Below are 21,774 nucleotides of genomic sequence, written 5' to 3'. Positions count from 1 at the left end.
GGCATGGCACCATCAGAACATATATTTAACGGAAAAAGATATGGTTCTGGGATCGCCCAGAAGCAGGCCGTCTCCGCCGGTGATGCCGTCACTGCCGTCGCGGTAGTATGACCAGTAGGACTCATCGGTCAGGTTGGCCACATTCAGGTTGACCGTCACTTTGTCCTTATACTGGTAGCGAAGGCCTGCATCATAGGTGGTCACCGACGGCAGATAGTAAGTATTGGGGATCGTCACCGGCCGTTTGCCGTAGTAGTTGGCACCGGCCACAACGGTTAACTGGTGGGCCTGCCCCAAAAAGGTGGGCAGACGGTATTCCAGATAGAGCCGGGCCTGGTCTTCGGCAACATTGACCGGGGTCTGGCCCTCGGTAGCGGCATCGTTCGCCTCTTTGACCTCTGCAGACATGGGCGTCCAGCCGGAAATCACCGTTAGGCTGTCAGTCAACCGGCCGGTGGCGGTGAACTCAAACCCCTGGTGAACCTGGAGCCCGTCCTGTTTGTAGACATTATCACTGGAATCCAGATACTGGTTGGTTTTTTCAATGCGGAATACAGTGGCACCCAAGTCCAGACGTCCCCAGACAGTGGCTTTGACGCCGGCTTCATACTGGTCGCTGACATAGGGATCCATGGCCTCGTATGCGTTGGCTGCGCCGGCACTGGCGATGCCCCCATTCTCCACAGCCTGCATGTATGAAGCGTAGACAGAGACGGTAGGGATCGGTTTATATACAACCCCTATCATGGGAATGAAGGCGTCCTGGGTCACATGGGAATCCTTATTTGGGTCCGTGTCGTATAAACCGTAATATTTTACATCCAGCTGGGAGTAATTGATCCCGGCCATCAGGCTGAACGCCGGGCTGAAAACAATGCGGTCACCCAGGATCAGGTTATGGGTCTGACTTTTCATGCGGCGGTCATAGCCTACTGCCTGTCCGGTGGAATCATAGCAGGAAATTGAGTTGATGCTGGAGGAGCCAAGGCTGTCTACATAATTGGTTCCCCGTTCAAATTCAAAACCGATGTGGGTATATCCGAATGTCAGCTGGTGCTCAATGCCGGCCGTGTTAAGATTGGCATCCATTAATGCATAGGCGGCCGTGGTAGATTCGTCATTTCCGGCTGAACTCACCATGGTTTTGGTATAATTGCCGCTGGCGTCTGTCAGTACGGCACCTACAAAGCTGTATTTGCGGTCCATCTCTCCTATGCGAAAAGCGCCTCTGAATGCAAGATTCTCTGCAATATCCGCATGAATGCCGAAATCCACCACCGTTTTAGAGGCCTCATTGAATGTCCAGGATTCACCATACTGCTTTGTGGCATCAAAAAAATCGGCATCAGGCACCTGATACCCGATATCGGCAATGTTGAAATAGGTCTGTAAACCCGTGTTGTCCAGTTCCTGGTGGTAGAAATCCAGGTTCAGGCGTATCCTATCATTCATCTGGTAGGCCAGGCTGCCCGATACCAGCTGCCGATCCTGCTCGGCACCATCGATATAAGTCTCCCCATCTTCGGCGTACACGTTGAAGCGATATGTCAGTTTATCTTTAATAATGGGGCCGCCAAGGTCGGCATGGCCATAAAAGAGTCCCCCACCGTATACCCCTGTGGATAAAGCCCCCAGGAATGTATTGGACGGACTTTTGGTCACATAGTTCACAGCACCGCCAATGGCGGAAAACCCATACAAAAATCCGGACACGCCGTTGAGCACTTCAATGCGGTCAATATCTTCCATGGGCGGCAGGGTAAAACTTCTATCCACAAGACCGTTTCTCAGATCGTTCTGGTCGGAGGCGTTAAACCCGCGAATCATGACCCGGTGCATGCTGGAATATCCGCCCGAGGACATCAAAGGGGCCACCGTAGCCAATTTTTTCAAAGCGTCTGTGGGATTATGGGCCCCGCTGTTTTCGATCAGCTCGCCCGATATCACCTGGGTGGACAAAGGCGTTTCAGACAGGGGCACATCTTTGAACACCCCCACATCATTGCTTTTGTAGCGGTAGCCATCTGATGCCTGACCCTGGCTTTCCCCTGTGACCACCTCCTCTTCCAGTTTTACAACAGGTTCGTCTGGGTCGTCACTTTTGGCTGTGTCAGCTGCCAGCAACTGACCTCAGCTGATCATGATCAATAGTAAAATTACGGCAAGCTGTTTTAGCATATTTTTTGTCAGCACTTTTCTCTTCTCCTTTTTCCCTTTGAGGTCGGTATATCTGCATTCAAGTTTACATTCGGCACATCCAGGTTCCACGGGTCTTGATGGGCATGAAGCGCTGATAAATTTGTCTATTGTTGATTCGGATGAGCTATCTTTAGTAGATTTGCAGCCTGCTCAGTTGATAGCTGGGTATGGTAGAAAAGCTTAAAATATTCCTGCATGATCGGGATCAAATTAAAATCATATCTATCAGGATAAAGAAGCTTGGCAAGCCATATTGTTCCGATAATGCGGTTTGATCCGGGAGGTCTGTCAAACCAGCTGTATGGAATGGATGGAACCTGTATCATCTTGCCTTCTTTTACTGCATTGACGGTCTGCCATTCCGGATTGGTCGTAATGGCGTTCCAGGTTGTAAGTTCTTCTGCTCCCGGGCTCCATACCAAAATATAAGAGGGGTTCCATTTCGAAATCTGTTCTATTGTTACATTGTTAGGCCGCGGTCGTAATTTTTTCTCTTTTCCTGGTCCTGTCATATTTTTTTGGGGTGGCGGGCCAAGTGGTGGGCGTTTTGGCTTGGGAATCTGGGCAACGCTGATGCCTCCTGCATATTCAAGTGCCTGAATGTGGTTTGAGCCTTGGGGTTCACTCATCAGACCGTCTTTGCCTTCTGCATAGTAGACGCTTACTCTTTTATCTTTAGGAATTGATTGTGCTGTTTTTTCGATGGGTTCAAGGTAATTTATTATAAAATCGGAAAGTTTTTTTGCCTGTTCTTTTTTGTCGAGAATATCTCCAAGAAAAGTAAACGCTTCTTTGTATTTATGCATATCCTGGCTGATCATGACGACCGGTGCATTAAATTTCTTCTCAAATTCAGCGCTATGATCAGGAAAATCGGGGTTTATCTCCATTACAATTAGATCAGGGGCTATTTTTTTTACTTCATCCTCAGAATAACGTCTCCTATTTTCCGGTATCAATTTCCCTTTTGTGATAGAAACAGGAAGAAGATCTTTTGACTGATCGCTCAGATTGTAGTTATTTGCGAGCTTATTCGGGGCAATGGCCGCTATGATCGGGATACAGTGTCCGACAGCAAGTACTTTATTTATTTCTGCAGGTATTCGCACCTCCCGTCCGGCCATGTCGATTATAATTGTTTCAGCGTTACAGGAACAATTTACCGTCAAGAGAAACAGTACAATTAGTATAATCGTGTTAAACGTCCTTTTTAATGTCATTTAAAATCTCCTGTTTGATAATTTTTTGTGAACTTTATGAAGCAATCAGCAATAACTGCGCCAATATGAATTTCAACACCAAGCGGTAGTAAAAATCTTCAAGAAAATTATTTGGTTTCGCACTAAAAAAGGTTCAGCCACTATGGTGCTGTCGTTTTTCTAGTTTATCGGGTTGTTCATTGTTGTCCAAAAACAGGGTGTACTTAGTACATTTATGGATAAATTTTTTTGATGGTGAATAAAAATCCTCTCCCTCCAATGCTTAAGAAAGAAATAGTATTTCGTTTGCCAAGTTCATGTTTTCCACATGGGCAATGACGATCATACGCACCCCTTGATCATCCGTGACAATTTTTCATTTCAAAAGGTTTAAGGTTTTTTTGAGTTTCAGGCATTTAATGGCATATTTTATGCTATATATCTATGCTATCGGACGCACTGAATGTAAGCATAGATTGGTCAATTATAACCAGGATAGTCTTAAGAAAGGAAATCGATTGTCACTTCGTGGATCATTGCCGAACCATATATATGGAGAAGGTCCAGAAAATGAGAAAACATTATTATAAAACGTATTATGATTATGCTTTAAATAAAAGTGATGTGAGCCAAACTCTATTTGGTAAATTTTTTAACATACTAAAAAAAATAGTATGTTAAAAAATAAAAAAAATGAGAAGATTAGAGGAGTTGATTAGAAAGAGGAGAGTGGGTTGATTTTAAATTGTTTGTTTCTGAATTGTTTGTAGTTAATGTTGTATTTTTGAATTCTTAATCCCAGCATCCGCCGACTCATCCCTAAATCTTCAGCAGCGCTTGTGATATTGCCGTTGGTTCGCTTTAATGCTTCAATAATGAATTCATATTCTACGGCTTCGATTTTACTTTCCAGTCCAGTGCGTTCAGTTGTTCCTGAAAGTGTTGCATCCTGAAGTGACGGCGGCAGGTCATATCCGTGTATTACCTCATCCTCACAAAGGATTACCGCCCGGCTGATGATATTTTCCAGTTCCCGGATATTGCCCGGCCAGGAATAGGTCATGAGCATCTGCAGCGCCGGCGTTGAAATGCGCTTTATCTGTTTTTGGTTTTCACTTGCATATTTCAGTACAAAGTGGTCGCACAGACTGATAATGTCACTGCCTCTTTCCTTCAAAGGAGGAATTCTTATGGGAAAAACATTCAGCCGGTAAAAGAGGTCTTGTCTAAACGTACCTTTTTTGACCATCGTTGGCAGATCCTGGTTTGTTGCAGCAATAATCCTTATATTGACTTTTATCGCTTTATTGCCGCCTATGCGTTCAAAAGTTTTTTCCTGCAAAACCCTTAAAAGTTTGGCCTGGATAGACAAGGTGAGCTCGCCGACCTCATCAAGAAAAATCGTTCCGTCGTTTGCTTCTTCGAACCGTCCTTTGCGCTGGGAATCAGCGCCGGTAAAAGCACCTTTTTCATGGCCAAAAAGTTCACTTTCAACAATATTTTCCGGCAGTGCTGCACAATTAAATTTTACAAAGGGTCCATTTGCGCAGATGCTGTTATAATGAATTGCATTTGCAACAAGCTCTTTTCCGACACCGCTTTCTCCCAGAATGAGTACTGTCATTTTTGTTCTGGCGATTTTTTCTATCATCGAATAAACTTCCCGCATAGGCGGTGAGTTTCCGATAATATTTGAAGGGTGAAATTTTTTTTTAAGTGCTTCCTGCAACCGCTGATTTTCCTTTTCCCAATAATCTTTTTCTTCGGTTTCAAGAAGATATAAATCTACAGCCTGGGCTATAACTGTCGCAATAAAAAGTAGAAGTTCCACATCCTGCTGCAGTAGCGTGTGATTTGTATATTCCTTTTCTATACTTAACGTACCGAGCACTTTTTTTTCTCTTAATATTGGAATACATATGAATGAATAATCCAGCTCTTCGTTTTCTCGACAGTGTGTTCTTCCTAAAAAATTTGGCTCTTCTCTTATTTTAGGAACAATAATTGGCTGTTCTGTTTCGACAACTTTTCCGGTAATGCCTTCACCAATATTATATACCCCCCTTGCTTTTTCTTCTTCTGTAAGGCCTAAGCTTTCATGTACAAAAATTGTCCCTGTTTTCTGGTGATATAATGTCAAGATCCCACATTCTACATTAAAATGGTCTTTCATTATTTTTAAAAGGAGCGAGGTTGTTTTTTGGAGGTTGTCACAATTGGTGATTGTCTTTCCCATCTCAAAAAGCATGGGCAAAAGTTCTGCTCTGCACATGGAATACTGGCCGTTTAGATGTTCGTGAAAAACTTCTCTATCGTCCATTTTCGCTTTCGCTGCAATCATTGTGCACTACCTCCTTTAAAAAATCTAAAAATAGCGTTGTCGAATTTATATTTTTTTGATTGGCCATTTTCCTGTGCAGATTCTGAATGAATTGATCGGCCTGGTTGTCATCAATTGTATGACTATATGTTTGTGCAATTGTTCTCAGTGCGGATTTTCCTGAGTGCTTTCCTACAATAAAGAACTGTTTACCCCCAACGTCTTCTGGTGGAAAAAACTGATAATTTTGACTTGATTTTATAAGACCATCAACATGGATGCCGGATTCATGAGTGAAAACATTCTGGCCAAAAAGAGGTTTGTAGGGGTTGATCGGTCGTGAAGAAAACTGAGAAAGTTTTTCACAAATACGTTTCAATTTGATCAAGTTAAATTTTTCAAAGCGGTTTTCTAAAAAGTGCATCATACCGACAAATTCTTCGAGGGCTGTATTTCCGGCTCTTTCTCCATAACCCAGCAAGGAACAGGATATTACTTTTGCGCCATGTTTCCAGGCAGCAAGTGAGTTTGCTGTGGCAAGTCCAAAATCATTGTGTGCGTGGAAATCTATGGGTATTGAAATTTTTGAGGTAATCTTTGAAATAATTTTGGCTGTTTTTTCAGGGGTTAAAATACCAAGGGTATCCGCATATCTAATACGTGTAATACCTAAGGCTTCTGCATGCTGAAATATGGAAATCAGAAAATCAACGTCTGACCTGGAAGAGTCCTCTGCCCCAAGTGATACGGTACACCCTTCTTTTAATGCGATTGTTATTATTTTATCCATCTGATGCAAAATCCAGGATTCGTCTTTTTTTATTTTACTATTCAGATGTATCGCGCTTGTTGGAACAGAAAAATGCAAATTTTCTATGTCGGCGTTAAGGCTTGCATACAGGTCGCTTTCTATTAGCCTGTTCCAAGCTAAAATTTTTGCGTCCAGATTTTGTTTTTTTAGGGATTCAAAAACATTCTGTTCTTCAATTCCCATACTTGGCGTCCCCACTTCAATAATATCAACGCCCAGTGAGTCAAGATTGAGCGCCAATTCAATTTTTTCATCATGGGTGAAATACAATCCGGGACTCTGCTCGCCGTCTCTGAGCGTTGTATCAAGAAGTAGCGGATTGCAACGCGAATCATAATTACTTTTATCTGTGTAAATCATAGTTCCAACCTCAGTATAAGTAATTGTTCCTTCCCGTATTAAAAAAGAAAGGAGTACGTAATAGGAAGAATTTCCTGCCCTGCACTAAAATGTAGCATATACCGGACCAATGACTGTTTAAAACGACATATTTAATAATCAGGTGATGATGCTATTAAATGATTGTAGGGCATTGGTTAAGCCTAATAGATTGAAAAAAGGCGACAATTCAATGTGACAACACAAAGTGTAAAACATTGTAAAAAGCTTCCAGGAAAAAGCCCTGCATCCATTGCGTCGGATTTAAAGGAGGGTCGGTTTTTAATTACGCAGTGCATTCCAACAAAATTGTAAATAATTTAATAAACTCTAAAAATACCGTTAATATTTAAATGATGACGCGTTGAACATTTTCGTTTCATAGCACTGCTATGGACCTATATATATTATTAACCGAAACTTAATTTCTATGAATTCAATAGGTTATCTCTGTTTTTAATTGAATGGGGCTATGAGCCAATGGATAATATGGCACAATTGTTCGTTTACGAACTTCTCCGTAATTTAGATGTTCTAAAACGTACATTTGTGCATGATTGAAAAATAAATCGCAATATTTTGCATTGTGTCTTTTTGTATGAAATATGACATCGATGTACTAATGATATTTATTGTGTACAAATAGTGACCAAAAATCTCTTATTTTTCCTGTTAAAGGCGTTTGAACGAAAAACAATATCAAATAATGTGGGATTTGAAACTTGTGGCCTGATACATGCATTATGCAAATTTTATACAAATTGTTTATGGTTCATTAAAGCCATTTATGATTAATTTCTAATAAACCAACGCAGGACACAGGAGGTCTTCATGACACGCAAGGTCGCATTTTATGGAAAAGGTGGTATTGGTAAATCCACGACACAGCAGAATACCGCTGCAGCAATGGCATATTTCTATGATAGTAAAATTTTTATTCATGGGTGTGATCCCAAGGCTGACTCAAATCGGCTGATCCTGGGTGGCATGCATCAGAAAACATTAATGGATACACTTCGCGATGAAGGTGAAGACAAAGTCACGGTCGAGAATGTGGTGAAGACCGGTTATGGAAATATTCGTTGTGTGGAATCCGGCGGACCGGAACCGGGTGTGGGGTGTGCCGGTCGTGGGGTTATCACTGCCATTAACCTTATGGAAGAAGTAGGCGCATATACACCTGATCTTGATTTTGTTTTCTTTGATGTCCTCGGTGATGTTGTCTGTGGCGGTTTTGCCATGCCCATAAGGGATGGCAAAGCTGAAGAGGTTTATATCGTTGCTTCCGGCGAAATGATGGCGGTCTACGCTGCAAACAATATCTGCAAAGGGCTTCTTAAATATGCAGAACAAAGCGGTGTACGGTTAGGCGGCATTATCTGCAACAGCAGAAACGTAGATAATGAACTTGATCTTATGGACGAATTCACTGAAGCGCTCGGCACGCAACTGATCCATTTTGTACCGCGGGATAATATCGTACAGAAGGCAGAATTTAATAAAAAGACGGTTATTGAATATGATGACTCCTGCAATCAGGCCACTGAATATAAAGAACTTGCCCGCAAGATCATTGAAAATGAGAATCTTGTTATTCCAACGCCTTTGGCCATGGATGAATTGGAGCATATGGTCGCTAAATACGGATTAATGAGCTGATTCAAATACTTAAAGGAGTCATATTATGCCATTGATTAAGTTTGAGTGCGATGCCTCAATTCCGGAAAGGGAAAAGCATTGTTATATAAAAAAGCCGGGTGAAGATACAACCCAGTATCTTCCTTTATCAAATATTGCAACGATACCGGGATCGTTATCCGAACGGGGATGCAGTTATTGCGGCGCCAAGTTGGTAATCGGCGGCGTGGTTAAAGATGCCATACAGATGATACATGGCCCTGTTGGATGTGCTTATGACACATGGCACACCAAGCGGTACCCAAGTGACAATGATAATTTTCAGCTCAAGTATGTGTGGTCCACGGGGTTGAAAGAAAAGGACGTTATTTTTGGTGCGGAAAAGATCTTGAGAAAGAGCATCAATGAAGCATTCGATGAGATGCCGGATGTGAAACGAATGTTTTTGTATACAACGTGTACCACAGCCTTGATTGGTGATGACCCTAAAGCCGTTGCCGCGGAGGTGATGGCTGCCCGGCCTGATGTTGATATTTTTGTTGTCGAATGTCCCGGGTTTGCAGGGGTAAGCCAGTCAAAAGGCCATCATGTATTAAATATAGGCTGGATGAAAGACAAGGTCGGGACGTATGAACCCAAACTCACCAGCGAATTTACGTTAAATTTTATAGGTGACTATAATATACAAAATGACACATTGCTTTTGAGTGAATACCTAGAAAGAATGGGTATCCAGGTCATTGCCCATTTTACCGGCAATACCAATTATGATGATTTATGCGGTATGCACCGCGCAAAACTCAATGTCGTAAACTGTGCGCGCTCAGCGGGCTACATCGCCAATGAACTCAAAAAGAAATACGGTATCCCGAGACTTGATATTGACGCATGGGGGTTTGACTACACGGCAGAGGGATTAAGAAAGATCGGTGCTTTCTTCGGATTGGAAAAAAAGGCCGAAGAAATAATCGCGGAAGAATCTGCCAAGTGGAGACCTAAGCTCGACTGGTACAAGGAACGGTTAACCGGTAAAAAAATGTGTATCTGGACGGGGGGACCGCGTCTGTGGCATTGGACCCGGGCTGTTGAGGATGATCTTGGTATTGAGGTTGTGGCCATGTCCAGCAAGTTCGGCCACCAGGAAGACTTTGAAAAAGTTATCGCACGCGGCAGGGTCGGGACAGTTTATATTGATGATGCCAATGAGCTGGAATTCTTTGAGGTCATCGACATGGTGAAGCCCGATATAATTTTTACAGGGCCCCGGGTTGGGGATTTGGTGAAAAAACTTCACATACCGTATATCAACGGCCATGCATATCATAACGGTCCTTATATGGGATTTGAGGGCTTTGTAAACATGGCACGGGATATCTATAATGCGACAACTTCGCCAATATGGGAACTGGCCGGACAGGATATTCAGGATCTTTCGTATAATCAGGATATTGTTGAATTGCCATCCGCGGAGGCTTCATGATGAAAGACAAAATTGAAGAGGTTGTTAATTATATTCAGGAAAGATGTCTTTGGCAGTTTGTTTCCCGCAGTTGGGACCGGGAAGAAAATATTCAGGGCATCATGGAGATGGCTGTCAGTTTGTTTAATGATGAAAAAGTAGTACTGGAAACAGATTATGATCGATGCTGGTTTGCTGATGCCAAGATTTTCATTTCGGATATTAAAAGGCTCTTTTCATGGTCAAAGGACTTAACAAAAGAAGAGGCAAAAGCCCTTTTTACCGGTGTAAAGGACCGGATGCTTGAGATCACAGTCGAAAAATCACGAAATGAAGAATTAAATGTTCCCTATTATTAACAGCCATGGGCTGACCGGGTCTATCACGCCCAGGCTCAACCCACAATAAGCCATGAAAGTAACTTAGTAACTTATTGCTACTTTCATATAACAGCCATGGGCTGACCTGACATATCAGCTGCCAGGCATAGCCCACAACAAAGCTTGAAAGATCTGAGTAACTTACCCAGACTTTCTTATAAAAGGAGTTCTTATGGGATGTTCAGTGGAAGAAAGAAACCGAACTGGTATAATTAATCCCGTTTTTACATGCCAGCCTGCAGGGGCGCAATATGTCGGTATTGGTATAAAAGACTGCATTTCTCTGGTTCATGGCGGGCAGGGATGCTGTATGTTTGTCCGCTTGCTGTTTGCCCAGCATTTTAAAGAAAATTTTGATATCGGATCGTCGTCAGTGCATGAAGATGCGGCCGTTTTTGGGGCAATAAAAAGAGTAGAAGAAGGCGTTGAGGCCTTAATTAAACGGTATCCGCATGTGAGAATTATTCCTATCATCTCGACATGTTCAACGGAGATCATAGGTGATGACATTGACGGCCTGGTCACCAAACTGAAAAGAACGTATCCGGATAGTAACGTCCATTTTATTCCTGTACATGCACCCAGCTTTGTCGGAAGCCAGATCAGCGGATATGATGTTGCTACAAAAGCGGTATTTCGATACATCGCCGAAAAAGGTGACGCCAGCGATAAGATTAATGTGATTACCGGCTGGTTTAATCCGGGAGATCTGAAAGAGATAAAACATTATTTTAAAGAGATGGAAGTCGACGCAACATTCTTTTTTGATATTGAATCATTTGATTCGCCTATGATGCCTGATAAATCATCATTCAGCCACGGCAATACCACTGTAGAGGACATTAAGGATAGTGCCAATGCAAAGGCCACTATAACAATGGCGCGATATGAGGGGCTGAGTACAGGGCAATTTCTGGAAGATAAGTTTGACGTTGCACACAGCCCTGTGCCAATGCCCATCGGAATTAAAAACACCGATTGTCTGCTCGGTGAAATATCAAAATTATCCGGAAAGCCGATACCGAAATCATTGGCTGAAGAAAGAGGGCGTGCACTTGATGCTTTGGCCGATTTGGCACATATGTTCTTTGCAAATAAGAAAGTTGCCATTTACGGCAGTGCGGATATGGTGCTGGGGTTGGCTCAATTTTGTATAGAAGTCGAGTTGCAGCCGGTATTTCTAATGATCGGTGATGAAAATTCAAAATACGAGAACGACCCGCGCATTGCTGAACTTCAGAACATGCCACTGGATTATGATATTGAAATTGTTACCAACGCCGACCTTTGGGAGTTGGAAAAAAGGATCAAAAATAATCGTCTCGACCTTGATCTGATCATGGGTCACTCAAAAGGAAGATGGGTTGCCATTGATAATAATATCCCCATGGTACGGGTGGGTTTCCCGACATTTGACAGGGCCGGGCTGTACCGTCATCCCATTGTGGGATATGCCGGAGCCACTTTTCTAGGTGAGATGATAGCAAACACAATTTTTACAGATATGGAATACAAAAAAGACCGGGAGTGGTTGCTCAACGTCTGGTAAAACGTTTCGCGGGAATAAAAACAGTTTCGCAATGTGTATCTATTGCGAAACTGTAATCCTTCAATCTGGAGACTATTTATGAATAATACAGACGAAAAAACAGATATAAAAATTTCTGATCGTATTGTTTTTCTGGGAAAATTATCAGAGTTGTATGACTTATCAAAAAAAGGGGAAATTGCAACCAAACTGCAAGGCAGCCATACCCGTGCGTGTAAATTCTGGACAGCGATGAAAATACTGAGCGGTGTAAAAAATTCAATCGTTATTACCCATGGTCCATCCGGGTGTGCTTATGGCGTAAAGCAGGCGTATAAACTGACAAACTGCAGAAACAGCGGTTCTCTTTACGAGCCGGTGTTAAGTACTGGAATGGATCAGACAAAGGTCGTTTACGGCGGGGAAAAGGAATTAAAAACAGCGTTATTGGAAGTTGAGGCGAAATATTCCCCGGATGTGATTTTTGTGGCCACCAGCTGTGCCGCAGGAATTATCGGTGATAACGTTGATGATATCATCGAAAAAATGCAGTCGAAGATCAATGCTGAAATTTTGCCTATCCATTGCGAGGGCTTTGCCGGCGAGTATAGAAGTGGATTTGATCTGGTATTTCGCGAGCTGGTGAAATTTATGGACCCGCCGACCAGGGAAATGAGAAAGAAACTGTCCAGGTCGGTCAACATTGTTGGTTCTAAGATGGGCCCGGAAAGAACAGAAATTGATACGGATGTTAAAGAGCTTATAAGACTGTTAACCGACATGGGGGCACAAATTAATGCCGTTATCGCTGGAAATTGCTCTCTGGAAGAACTAAAGCGCGCCCCAAGTGTTGCTGTCAACTGTACGCTTTGTCTTGATATCGGGTATGCCATTGGTATGGCAATGCTTGACGAATTTGAAACACCGCTTAATTCAACAATTCTTCCCTATGGCATTGCGGCAACAGTCGAGTGGCTTGAGGGCTGTTCAAAAGAACTTGAACTCGAAGTTGAGTGCAAGCGGCTCATCGATAGGGAATACGCTGCCATAGCAGATGACTTTCAAGATTTAAGAAAATATCTGGAAGGCAAGACGGCCATCATAGAAGGTCATGATGCCATAAAGTCCCTGGCCATTGCTCATATGCTGGAAATGGACCTTGGGATGCGGGCGGTCATTTACAATTTTCACCCATGGAGTACCGAGGCCAGGGAAACCAGTATTGATTATCTTCTGGAAACAGGTTTTGATCCCCAGATACTTATTACTAAAGGAACACTTTCATTTGGTAAATATGAGTCAATGCAGCAGACTGAAGAAGAGTTACTTTCATTTATAGGCGATCTTGACAAGAATAGTACTGTTTATTTTGGTTCCTCACTGAGCTTTCCTTGTATTCCTGTTGTTGACCTCAATGCAATATTAAACCGGCCGCGGTTTGGTTTCCGTGGGGCGTTAAAGGTTGCCCAATGCATCAAGACCGCCCTGGAATATTCCTTCCGCCCGCGAAGTGAACTTATGAAAGAAATTGTTTTTCCGAAAAAAGGAGGACTCGGAAGTGCCCAGTCTCTCACGCCGAAACTTTCATCGGAAGTTCCGGATTGCACGATGTATGCTAGAGGAGGAAAGCGAGGCCGGTTATGCTGCATGAATTAGAATTTCAGAATTGTGAAAACTCAAAAGACCCTTTGAGCTCCTGCGCACTGGAAGGGGTTGCCCTGGTCTTGGCCGGGATAAATGATGTCGGTGTTGTTATACACTCCCCCCAGGGATGTTCGGCAACCGTAGCCAATGCATATGATATGCATGAAATAGATTTTACCATGAGAAAGGTTGGGTGCAGCAGGCTTTTTGAATCTGATATTATTATGGGGGCCTCTGAAAAGCTGAAAAAATTAATTATTGAAGCAGATGCAGCCTATAACACAGAGGTTCTTTTTGTTGTCGGCACCTGTGCTGCGGATATCATCGGAGAAGACTTGGAGGCGGTCTGTAGAAGTCTTGACGGCAAGGTCAACTCAAAACTGGTTTCGGTGATGGCCGGCGGATTCAGGGGCGATGCCTATAACGGTATCAATCTGGGGTTGGAAACAATTTTGAAACTTATGGAAAAAGAGCCGCCTGATCATACGGAATGCGACAGTGAAGGAAAAAAAGTCATTAATTTCCTGGTACCCCAGGGCAGCCTCAATCCGACATGGTGGGCGGATGCCCAGTGGCTGAAAACGGTTGTTCAGCGTTTAGGAGGGACAGCCGGCACTGTTTTGCCCAGAAAGGCAACACTCAGTGAAGTTCGAGAATTTGGCTCAACAGGGGTCAATATTCTCTTGAATCATGATGTGGGGTTTGATTTTGCCCGGCAGCTTGGAAAGCGGGGTACAAAAACGATATTTGACGATATGCCCCTGCCTGTTGGCATTGAAAATACAAAAAAATTTTTATTACGCCTTGGTGAATATCTCGGCAATGCCGAAGAGGCACAGGCAATAATCGACGAGGGAGAAAAGATGGTCGTCGACCTGCTGCGAAAGCGGGGACTGATGATTATTCCCCGGTACCGCAATTGCAGAATAGCTGTCAGTGCTGATTTTACCATTGGCGTACCCCTTGTCCGTACGCTTTTTAAAGAGCTGGAAATGATACCTGAGTTGTTGTTGTTCAGGGGCGATTCAAAACATGGACGCGCATTACTCGAAAAAGAGTTAAATGATCTGGGGATCAGCCCAAAAGTTGTCTTTAATGCAGACGGTTGGAAAATCAAAGAAGCGCTGAAGTCCGTCGAGGTGGATGCCGTTTTGGGATCGGCATGGGAGAAATATATTGCCGAAGAATTAGGTATCCAATTTACTTTTGATCTTTTCTACCCCACGAACCGGGACATCTATATTGACCGCGAGTTCTTCGGCTACACCGGTTTTTTAAACATATTGGAAGTTATTGCCAATGACTGGGAGCACGGACTTAGATCAAAGCATATCGCCTGGGAACAGTATGCGTCATAGGGCAAATATATAAATTTTATAGGAGTAACAAGATGAAAATAGCAGCATATGTGAACGGTGCAAATCATATAACCAATTTTTATGAAGAAGGGAAGGTTGTTCTTTTTGATAATGGTACCGGAAGCTGGTCTATTGATAAAGAAGAGACAATAGAGCTGGGTATTGATATGGGCGTCGCCATGGTCCGGAGCAAACTGAGAAAAATGGCAAAAAATCTTGACGGGTGCTCGATTTTTGTGGCCGGAGCAACCCGGGGAGTTCCATATGCAATACTGGAAGGCATGGGGTTTAATATCTGGAAATCATCCGGAGACGTCACCCGGTATCTTGACTATATAGAAAAAAAGGAACAGGAGGAGAAAGAAAGAAAGAATAAGCCTCCGGTAGAGCCCATGGTTATCGGTGATATCAGGGACTGTATTTTTGAAATTGATTTAAGGGTTGTCCTTGATGCGCATACGGGGTTGACATCAAAAAGCGTATTGATCCCCTTTTTCAAAAAAACGTCATTTAATAAACTGACCGTCTATTGTGACCATATGCCCCCTTGGTTTGAACATCAACTGGCAGGATTTAAACTAGCCGCTGAAACCCAAGAATTCGAAGACTATGTGAAGGTGACGATTGTACCAAATGACTGATAAATAAAAATCAAGAGATCAATCATGAAAAATATAGCTTCAATATTTAATTATGCCCTTAATCAGGATACCGCACAGTTATTTGTTCCGGAAGTGCAGGAGCTCTCTTTCCATTCAAAACGCCAGGGAGGGGTCAAGATTCTTCCTTTTCTGAGACAGAACGAAACATCTGATTATTCTTCCCTTTTATTCGATCCCTGGCGGTCCTATGTTATGCTGGACGGATACATCAGCACTGTTTATGAGGAGTTGGGCCCATGTACAAGCTATGAAAAATACAGGGCACTGCCTAAAAACAACAGAATGGAAAAATTATTTTCAGAGGTATACCGAATTTTACGCGTATATCATATGGCCTTTATTCATGAAAAAGGGATAATTGAACGCGAATCAACAATGCTGTGGCACGTTGATATGGTTACAAATCCGACTGTTTATTCTTTTCGCATAACGGATATCGGATTAAATTTGCTCAGTTCTTTTGTCTCCTACTATTTTTATTCTGTTAACAGCATTGAGCCGATACCATATATTGAGGCCATATTGGCATCAATGTATAGTGATATTATTAATCAAATCGTTGATTTCCATGATGAAGATGCAGATCTGCGTCTTTTTCATTCTCCGCTTCATTTAAATCGGCATTTTCGGTATGCCAACGGAAATGCAACATTTACACAGGAGGATGGGTTTCTATATTTCGAAAAAGACGAAATTTATAATGATTGTGGGCGGTTTCCAATAGATTTTTATTTTTACTATGGGAATGATCTGTACATTGTCCCCAACGAGGCCATGGACAGCAATAAGATATCTATAAATGACATCTCAAAATGGAAGGCCCGGGTTGATAAAGGGAGATACAAATGAAGACTGTTGACAAACTGTCAAGACCATACCGTCTGATATTTGCATATGGCTTATATATGAATGTCAACCAATTGAAACTGTGTTGTCCCAATGCTGAATTTATTGATGTCGGGTATGTTGAAAATTGTTCATTGGATTTTTACGGCCGTACCGCAACATGGGACAGCGGCCGGGAAACATTTATTCATACCCCCGGCACAGAGATGTGGGGTGTGGTTTATAAGCTGAATTTTTCTGAAGCATACAGGTTGGATACCTGGGTTGACGTGAGGATGGATGGCGCGGGTGCCTATTTTCATTATCCAATGGATGTTGTGGGAGTGACAGGCAAATCGTATTATGCGCTTTTATACAAGAAAAATATTCTTGGGGATAAGCGTATGGTCAGTACTGAGTATCTGAATAAGATAAGGGAAGGCGCATCCCAATTCGGCATACCCCAGGAATATATTCAACGTTTAAATAATATTTCCAACAAAAAAGCATCATATGCGGTGCCACGCAGAGGAAAATTTGATCGATCCCTGTTGTTCGATCTTGATGAAGGGTGTGGTGAATGTGGAGACTTAAGAGCCTCTCATGGTGGACCAGGCTTTACCCCAGAATTGCAAAAAAATAAGGGTTGAATAAAGGTTTTTATAAGAAAGTCTGGGTACGTTACTCAGATCTCTCAAGCTTTGTTGTGGGCTATGCCTGGCAGCTGATACATGTCAGGCCAGCCCATGGCTGTTATATGAAAGAAACCAAAATATAATTTTTCAAACAGCGGTGCGGTCCGGGTCAGGAATCTCACGTTCATGGATTCCCAGCAGGAACAAAAGCCCATCCAGCCCCATGGTGGAAATGGTATTGGCCGCCTTTTCCCGGACAACGGGCTTGGCATTAAAGGCCACACCGAGTCCGGCAATGGAAATCATGGGCAGGTCATTGGCACCGTCACCCACGGCAATGGTCTGCTGGATTGACAGATTTTCTTTTTTTGCAAGCTCACGTAAAAGATCTGCCTTTTTCTGGCCGTCCACAATTTCGCCGTTAACCCGGCCGGTGACTTCACCGTTCTCTATTTCAAGGGTATTGGCAAATACATAATCAAACCCCAGGATTTCTTTAAGGTAATTGCCCACAAAGGTGAAACCGCCGGAAAGGATGGCAAGCTTATAGCCCAGCCCCTTCAGGGTCCGGGTAACAAGACCGGCTCCGTCGGTCAGGGGCAGGGTCCGGGCCAGGCCCTGGATATCCTTTTCCTTTAACCCTTTGAGCAGGGCCACACGCCGTCTGAAGCTCTGTTTGAAATCAATTTCCCCGCGCATGGCGGATTCCGTAATTTGGGCCACCTGATCGCCCACACCGGCCAGTTTTGCCAATTCATCAATCACCTCGGCCTGAATCAATGTGGAATCCATGTCAAACACGACAAGTTTACGGTTTTTACGATAGATATTGTCTTCATGAAAGGATATATCAATGCCCAGATCCTGGGAAATGTGAATGAACCGGCCTTTCATATCCGGGATGCTTCTGGGTGTTCCGGATACGGCGAATTGGATACAGGCCATCGGGGGTTCCAAAGGTCTTTTCAGGGATCTGCGGCCGGACATACGGGTAATGGAATCAATGTTAAGATCATGATCGGTAATCACCGAGGAGACAGCCGAAATCTGGCCTGTGGTAATGGCCCGGCCCATGACCGTAATAATCCTGCGCTCCTTGTCCTGGGTCCGGACCCAGGTTTCATATTCATTTGAATCCACGGGCACAACATCCACGGCCAGTCCCATCTTATGCCCTTCAAAAATCAGATCCTTGAACATCAGGGAAAAATCCTGGGAACATGGAATATCCACCAGCATGCCCAAAGAGATATGTTCATGAATTACAGCCTGTCCAATATCCAGAATGCTGACCCGATACTGGGCAAGGATGGTTGAAATCCGGGCGGTGAGGCCTTTTTGGTCTTTGCCCGTAATGCTGATAAGAACTATATCTCCCATAATCTATCCCCTATCGTATTTGTACTTTAAACGTGTTTGTACTTTGTGCCGGGTCTAATTTATAGCCTTGCCGTTTGAATCTGTAAAGGTGTTTCGGTCCATCTTCCGGACCAGGTCTTCCAGGGTCTGTTTTGTATTCAGGGAGGGATCATCCAGGACCTGCTCAAATAATAAAGCTTTTACCTTTCCAATGGCCGGGCCCTGGGGCAGGTCCAGGATCTGTTGAATAGCACTGCCTGTAATGTCAAGGCTATTCACATTAAACGGTGTCTGCGCATTAAGGGCATCCAGGATTTTTCCCAGACGAAGGCGGATGTCCCCAAGGGAATATGGCTTTTTGACCGGATTGAGATTGCCTTTTTTGTCGGCAATGCGCATGCGTAAAAAATCCTGGTAGGACAGGTTCAGGTCATCCAGCATGGCCAAAAGTCTGCGTACCGCTTTTGCAGAGGTATCAGCTTTTAAAGGCCGCATGTGTCCCCGGACCAGGGCGTAGATGTAATCCATGTCCTTTTTGGAAAACCGCAGACGTTCAAGATCATTCATCATGGCCCGGGTGCATTTCTGATGTCCCGGAAACGTGTTCCGGCCCTCCTTGATTTCCAAAGCATCCTTTTTCCCTGTGTCATGAAGAAAACCTGCCAGCCGCAGTATGGGCATGGATGCCGGCAGGGCATCCCCCACCAGAAGGTTGTGCTCAAATACGGTTTCACCGTGGTGGGGGCCGCCGTCCAGGTCGTAGCACCGGTCAAGGCTTGGCAGGATGTGGACCAAAAGGCCGGTATCATGAAGCAGATTAAAAAAGTGTGACGGCTTGTCCATGGCCATGGCCTTGACAATTTCCCGTTGAATCCGGTCTGCAGCCCCCTGGACCGTAATTTTATAGGCCTGGGCACGTATGGCATCAAAGGCGTCCGGCTCAATTTTGAACCCGAAACGGGCAGCAAACCGGCAGGCCCGGACCATACGCACGGGATCCTCTTCAATCCGGTCAAAGGGATCCCGGGTGAATCGAATGGTTCCGTTTTCAATGTCCGTCTGCCCGCCAAAGGGATCTGCCAGGGTCCGGGTTTCGGGGTCCCAAGCCATGCTGTTGATGGTGAGATCCCGGCGTCCAAGGTCTGTGGCCGGAAAGACGAGGCCTGCCTCCACAGCCTTCTTATCTGCAGGCCTGCAGGTCGCCACCTCCACTTTGTTAACCAGGGTTACGGCAAAGGATTTTCCCACATATTTAGGATCATGGCCGGCAAACAGCCGGGCCAGATCTTCAGGCAAGGCATTGGTAAGGATATCCACATCCACGGGGGCTATGCCCAGGAGTGCATCCCTGACGGCCCCGCCGGCCAGAAAGGCTTGATAGCCGCCGGTCCAAAGTGTTTCAAGGATGGTGGAAACGGGACGATGCGCCAGGATGGAGTCCAGGATGTCGGGAGCTGAACGCATCTTTAATTAATAGATCCCGAACATAGGCGAACCGCACCCGGGACATTTATTGCTCTGGGTTAAAAGATTCTCCACTGAATAACCAAATCGTTTGATAACCGTCCGGCCGCAGTCCGGACAGCAGGTATTCTCCCTGGCACCGGGTACATTGCCGGTGTACACATGAACAAGTCCGGCCGACAGTGCAATATCGCAGGCCTTTTCAAGGGTCTCCACAGGGGTCGGCCCCGGCTGGGTCAGTTGAAATGCCGGATGAAACCGGGATAGGTGCCAGGGGGTTGAAGTTCCCAGTTCCCCGGCAATAAAGGAAGCCATCTGTCCAAGTTCGTCGGGATCATCATTAAGTCCCGGGATTACCAGGGTGGTCACCTCCACCATGAGGCCTAAATCCACCATGGCCTTCAACGTCTGTTTAACCGGTTCCAGGCGCCCATTACAATACCGGGTATAAAACTTATCCGAGAAAGATTTAAGATCCACGTTGGCTGCATCCAGAACTGCGGCAGAGGCCTGCAGCAGTTTAGGACTCATAAATCCATTGGTTACAATGATATTGGCCAGCCCAGCATCCTTTGCCAGCATAGCCGTATCCAAAACCAGTTCAAAAAAAACAGTGGGTTCGGTATAGGTGTAAGAGATACTTTGGCAGCCGTGTTCCACAGCGCTTGCGACAATGGTTTCGGGCGTCATTGCGCTGCCAGCAAGGCGGCCTGAAAAAGGGTCTGCCCCCCGGTCACGGACCTGGGAGATATCGGCATTCTGGCAGAACCGGCACTTAAAATTGCACCCGGGCGTAGCAATGGAATAAGAGAGGGAGCCGGGTTTAAAATGAAAAATGGGTTTTTTCTCAATGGGGTCCACATTGGCCGCCACCACCCGGTCATACACCAGGGAAAAAAGCTTGCCGTCCCGGTTCTCCCGGACACCACAAATGCCGGTATGTCCCGGTGCAATCGTGCAATAATGGCTGCAGGCCAGGCATTTGACCTCACTACCAGACTTAGGTTCATAAAGACGGGCACGTATCATTCTTTCACCTTGAATCCTAACGCCAGGCCTGTGGCCGGCTCATTGATTTTACAACTCCGGGTTTTCAAGACCAGGGGCCGGGTGCGAAACTTAGGCACCGGTTTGATGCGCATGCCAATGAAGCCGCCCAAGTAAGACCACTGGATCAGGCGAAATCGTTCCACCCTGGAAATCAGACGTCCTGAAAACAACGGGATTTGTACGGTTGTCCGCCATTTTACAGGCACTTTTCCCAATATTGAGGTCATCATGGTTTTTAACTCCCACACACTAAAAAAATGGGCATGGCTGTACATATCCGGGAAAAAAAAGCCTTTAACCCGCCGGGCTATATTCTGGGGGGCATACCGGTTATGAACACCGATGACTACCTGTTCCCGAGCCACCCGGCAGGCCTCTTCAATGGCCTTGGCCGGCCGGTCTGAAAATTCAAGACTGAAAAACAGCAATGCCGTATCAAAAGCATTGTCGTCAAAGGGCAGATCCTCAGCTGTACCCCGATGCAGATCAACACGATGTCCGAGGCGTTCAGCAGCCTTGTCCAGCATATATGCGGAAGGATCGATACCCGTTAGGCTCATGCCAAAATCCATAAAAGGTTCAAGGCTTAATCCCGTGCCGCAGCCAATATCCAGCAAACGCTTGCCCGGCATGGGACGAATCAGAGAGCCGATCAGTTTGATTTCAAGGTTAAGGCAATGTCTGCCCCGGCCTTTTTCAAAAAAGGCATCATAGTCCTGGGCCGCCTTGAAATCAAATTCATATACCATGCTCAGGTCTCTTGCTCCAAAGGGATTAATGTTTAACGGCCAGGTTACAAAACCCGCCCTTTTTCTCATTCATCTTTTATAAGAAACTCTCTTTAACCCACTGAGATGTTTCAATA

General features: G+C 44.6%; 17 protein-coding genes. 9 read left to right on the top strand and 8 right to left on the bottom strand.

Going from position 1 to position 21,774, the window contains the following annotated elements:
* Positions 1-12: 12 nt before the first annotated feature.
* The 4 genes from B147_RS29725 to B147_RS28130 form a co-directional block, all read right to left on the bottom strand.
* Positions 13-2,124 carry a TonB-dependent siderophore receptor gene (locus B147_RS29725; RefSeq protein ID WP_020587167.1) on the bottom strand — a complete coding sequence of 704 codons (2,112 nt, stop codon included), beginning with the start codon at positions 2,122-2,124 and terminating at the stop codon, positions 13-15.
* A gap of 179 nt (positions 2,125-2,303) precedes the next feature.
* A complete protein-coding gene (locus B147_RS0110540; RefSeq protein WP_020587166.1) occupies positions 2,304-3,419 on the bottom strand; it encodes an ABC transporter substrate-binding protein in 1,116 nt (371 codons plus the stop codon).
* Between the two features lie 694 nt (positions 3,420-4,113).
* Positions 4,114-5,739, bottom strand: a complete 1,626-nt coding sequence (locus B147_RS0110535) for a sigma-54 interaction domain-containing protein (RefSeq protein ID WP_020587165.1) — start codon at positions 5,737-5,739, stop codon at positions 4,114-4,116.
* The gene (locus B147_RS28130) at positions 5,708-6,889 is read right to left on the bottom strand and encodes a LeuA family protein (RefSeq protein ID WP_020587164.1); all 1,182 of its coding nucleotides are present in this window, start codon (positions 6,887-6,889) and stop codon (positions 5,708-5,710) included. The genes B147_RS0110535 and B147_RS28130 overlap by 32 nt, the downstream gene beginning before the upstream one ends.
* A gap of 849 nt (positions 6,890-7,738) precedes the next feature.
* On the opposite strand from B147_RS28130, the gene nifH reads away from it, so the two are divergent.
* From nifH to B147_RS28125, 9 genes are all read left to right on the top strand, one after another.
* Positions 7,739-8,566, top strand: coding sequence for a nitrogenase iron protein (gene nifH / locus B147_RS0110525; protein WP_020587163.1), 828 nt, complete (start codon positions 7,739-7,741; stop codon positions 8,564-8,566).
* Between the two features lie 25 nt (positions 8,567-8,591).
* Entirely contained in the window at positions 8,592-10,025 is a 1,434-nt protein-coding gene (gene vnfD / locus B147_RS0110520) for a nitrogenase vanadium-iron protein, alpha chain (protein ID WP_020587162.1), read from the top strand.
* Entirely contained in the window at positions 10,022-10,363 is a 342-nt protein-coding gene (locus B147_RS0110515; protein WP_020587161.1) for a Fe-only/vanadium nitrogenase subunit delta, read from the top strand. The genes vnfD and B147_RS0110515 overlap by 4 nt, the downstream gene beginning before the upstream one ends.
* 193 nt (positions 10,364-10,556) lie before the next feature.
* Positions 10,557-11,933 carry a nitrogenase component 1 gene (locus B147_RS0110510; protein ID WP_020587160.1) on the top strand — a complete coding sequence of 459 codons (1,377 nt, stop codon included), beginning with the start codon at positions 10,557-10,559 and terminating at the stop codon, positions 11,931-11,933.
* Positions 11,934-12,011: 78 nt separating this feature from the next.
* Positions 12,012-13,568: a nitrogenase component 1 gene (locus B147_RS0110505; protein WP_020587159.1), complete on the top strand. Its 1,557-nt coding sequence runs from the start codon at positions 12,012-12,014 to the stop codon at positions 13,566-13,568.
* Entirely contained in the window at positions 13,553-14,914 is a 1,362-nt protein-coding gene (locus tag B147_RS0110500) for a nitrogenase component 1 (RefSeq protein WP_020587158.1), read from the top strand. The genes B147_RS0110505 and B147_RS0110500 overlap by 16 nt, the downstream gene beginning before the upstream one ends.
* Before the next feature lie 32 nt (positions 14,915-14,946).
* Positions 14,947-15,555 carry a Fe-only nitrogenase accessory protein AnfO gene (gene anfO / locus B147_RS0110495; protein WP_020587157.1) on the top strand — a complete coding sequence of 203 codons (609 nt, stop codon included), beginning with the start codon at positions 14,947-14,949 and terminating at the stop codon, positions 15,553-15,555.
* Between the two features lie 24 nt (positions 15,556-15,579).
* Positions 15,580-16,425: a hypothetical protein gene (locus B147_RS0110490; RefSeq protein ID WP_020587156.1), complete on the top strand. Its 846-nt coding sequence runs from the start codon at positions 15,580-15,582 to the stop codon at positions 16,423-16,425.
* A complete protein-coding gene (locus tag B147_RS28125) occupies positions 16,422-17,051 on the top strand; it encodes a gamma-glutamylcyclotransferase (protein WP_020587155.1) in 630 nt (209 codons plus the stop codon). The genes B147_RS0110490 and B147_RS28125 overlap by 4 nt, the downstream gene beginning before the upstream one ends.
* Before the next feature lie 132 nt (positions 17,052-17,183).
* Here B147_RS28125 and serB read toward each other — a convergent pair whose 3' ends face one another.
* Genes serB through B147_RS0110465 form a run of 4 tightly spaced genes read right to left on the bottom strand, consistent with a single transcriptional unit; the run spans position 17,184 to position 21,658 of the window.
* On the bottom strand, positions 17,184-18,416 hold the full coding sequence (serB, locus tag B147_RS0110480; protein ID WP_020587154.1) for a phosphoserine phosphatase SerB: 1,233 nt from the start codon (positions 18,414-18,416) through the stop codon (positions 17,184-17,186).
* 54 nt (positions 18,417-18,470) lie between these two features.
* Positions 18,471-19,859: a CCA tRNA nucleotidyltransferase gene (locus B147_RS0110475; protein ID WP_020587153.1), complete on the bottom strand. Its 1,389-nt coding sequence runs from the start codon at positions 19,857-19,859 to the stop codon at positions 18,471-18,473.
* 6 nt (positions 19,860-19,865) lie between these two features.
* Positions 19,866-20,888: an AmmeMemoRadiSam system radical SAM enzyme gene (amrS, locus tag B147_RS0110470; protein WP_020587152.1), complete on the bottom strand. Its 1,023-nt coding sequence runs from the start codon at positions 20,886-20,888 to the stop codon at positions 19,866-19,868.
* On the bottom strand, positions 20,885-21,658 hold the full coding sequence (locus B147_RS0110465; protein WP_026259603.1) for a class I SAM-dependent methyltransferase: 774 nt from the start codon (positions 21,656-21,658) through the stop codon (positions 20,885-20,887). The genes amrS and B147_RS0110465 overlap by 4 nt, the downstream gene beginning before the upstream one ends.
* Between the last annotated feature and the right edge of the window lie 116 nt (positions 21,659-21,774).

The organism is Desulfobacter curvatus DSM 3379 (assembly GCF_000373985.1).
Classification (GTDB): Bacteria; Desulfobacterota; Desulfobacteria; order Desulfobacterales; family Desulfobacteraceae; genus Desulfobacter; species Desulfobacter curvatus.
This window is presented reverse-complemented; position numbering and strand designations above follow the sequence as displayed.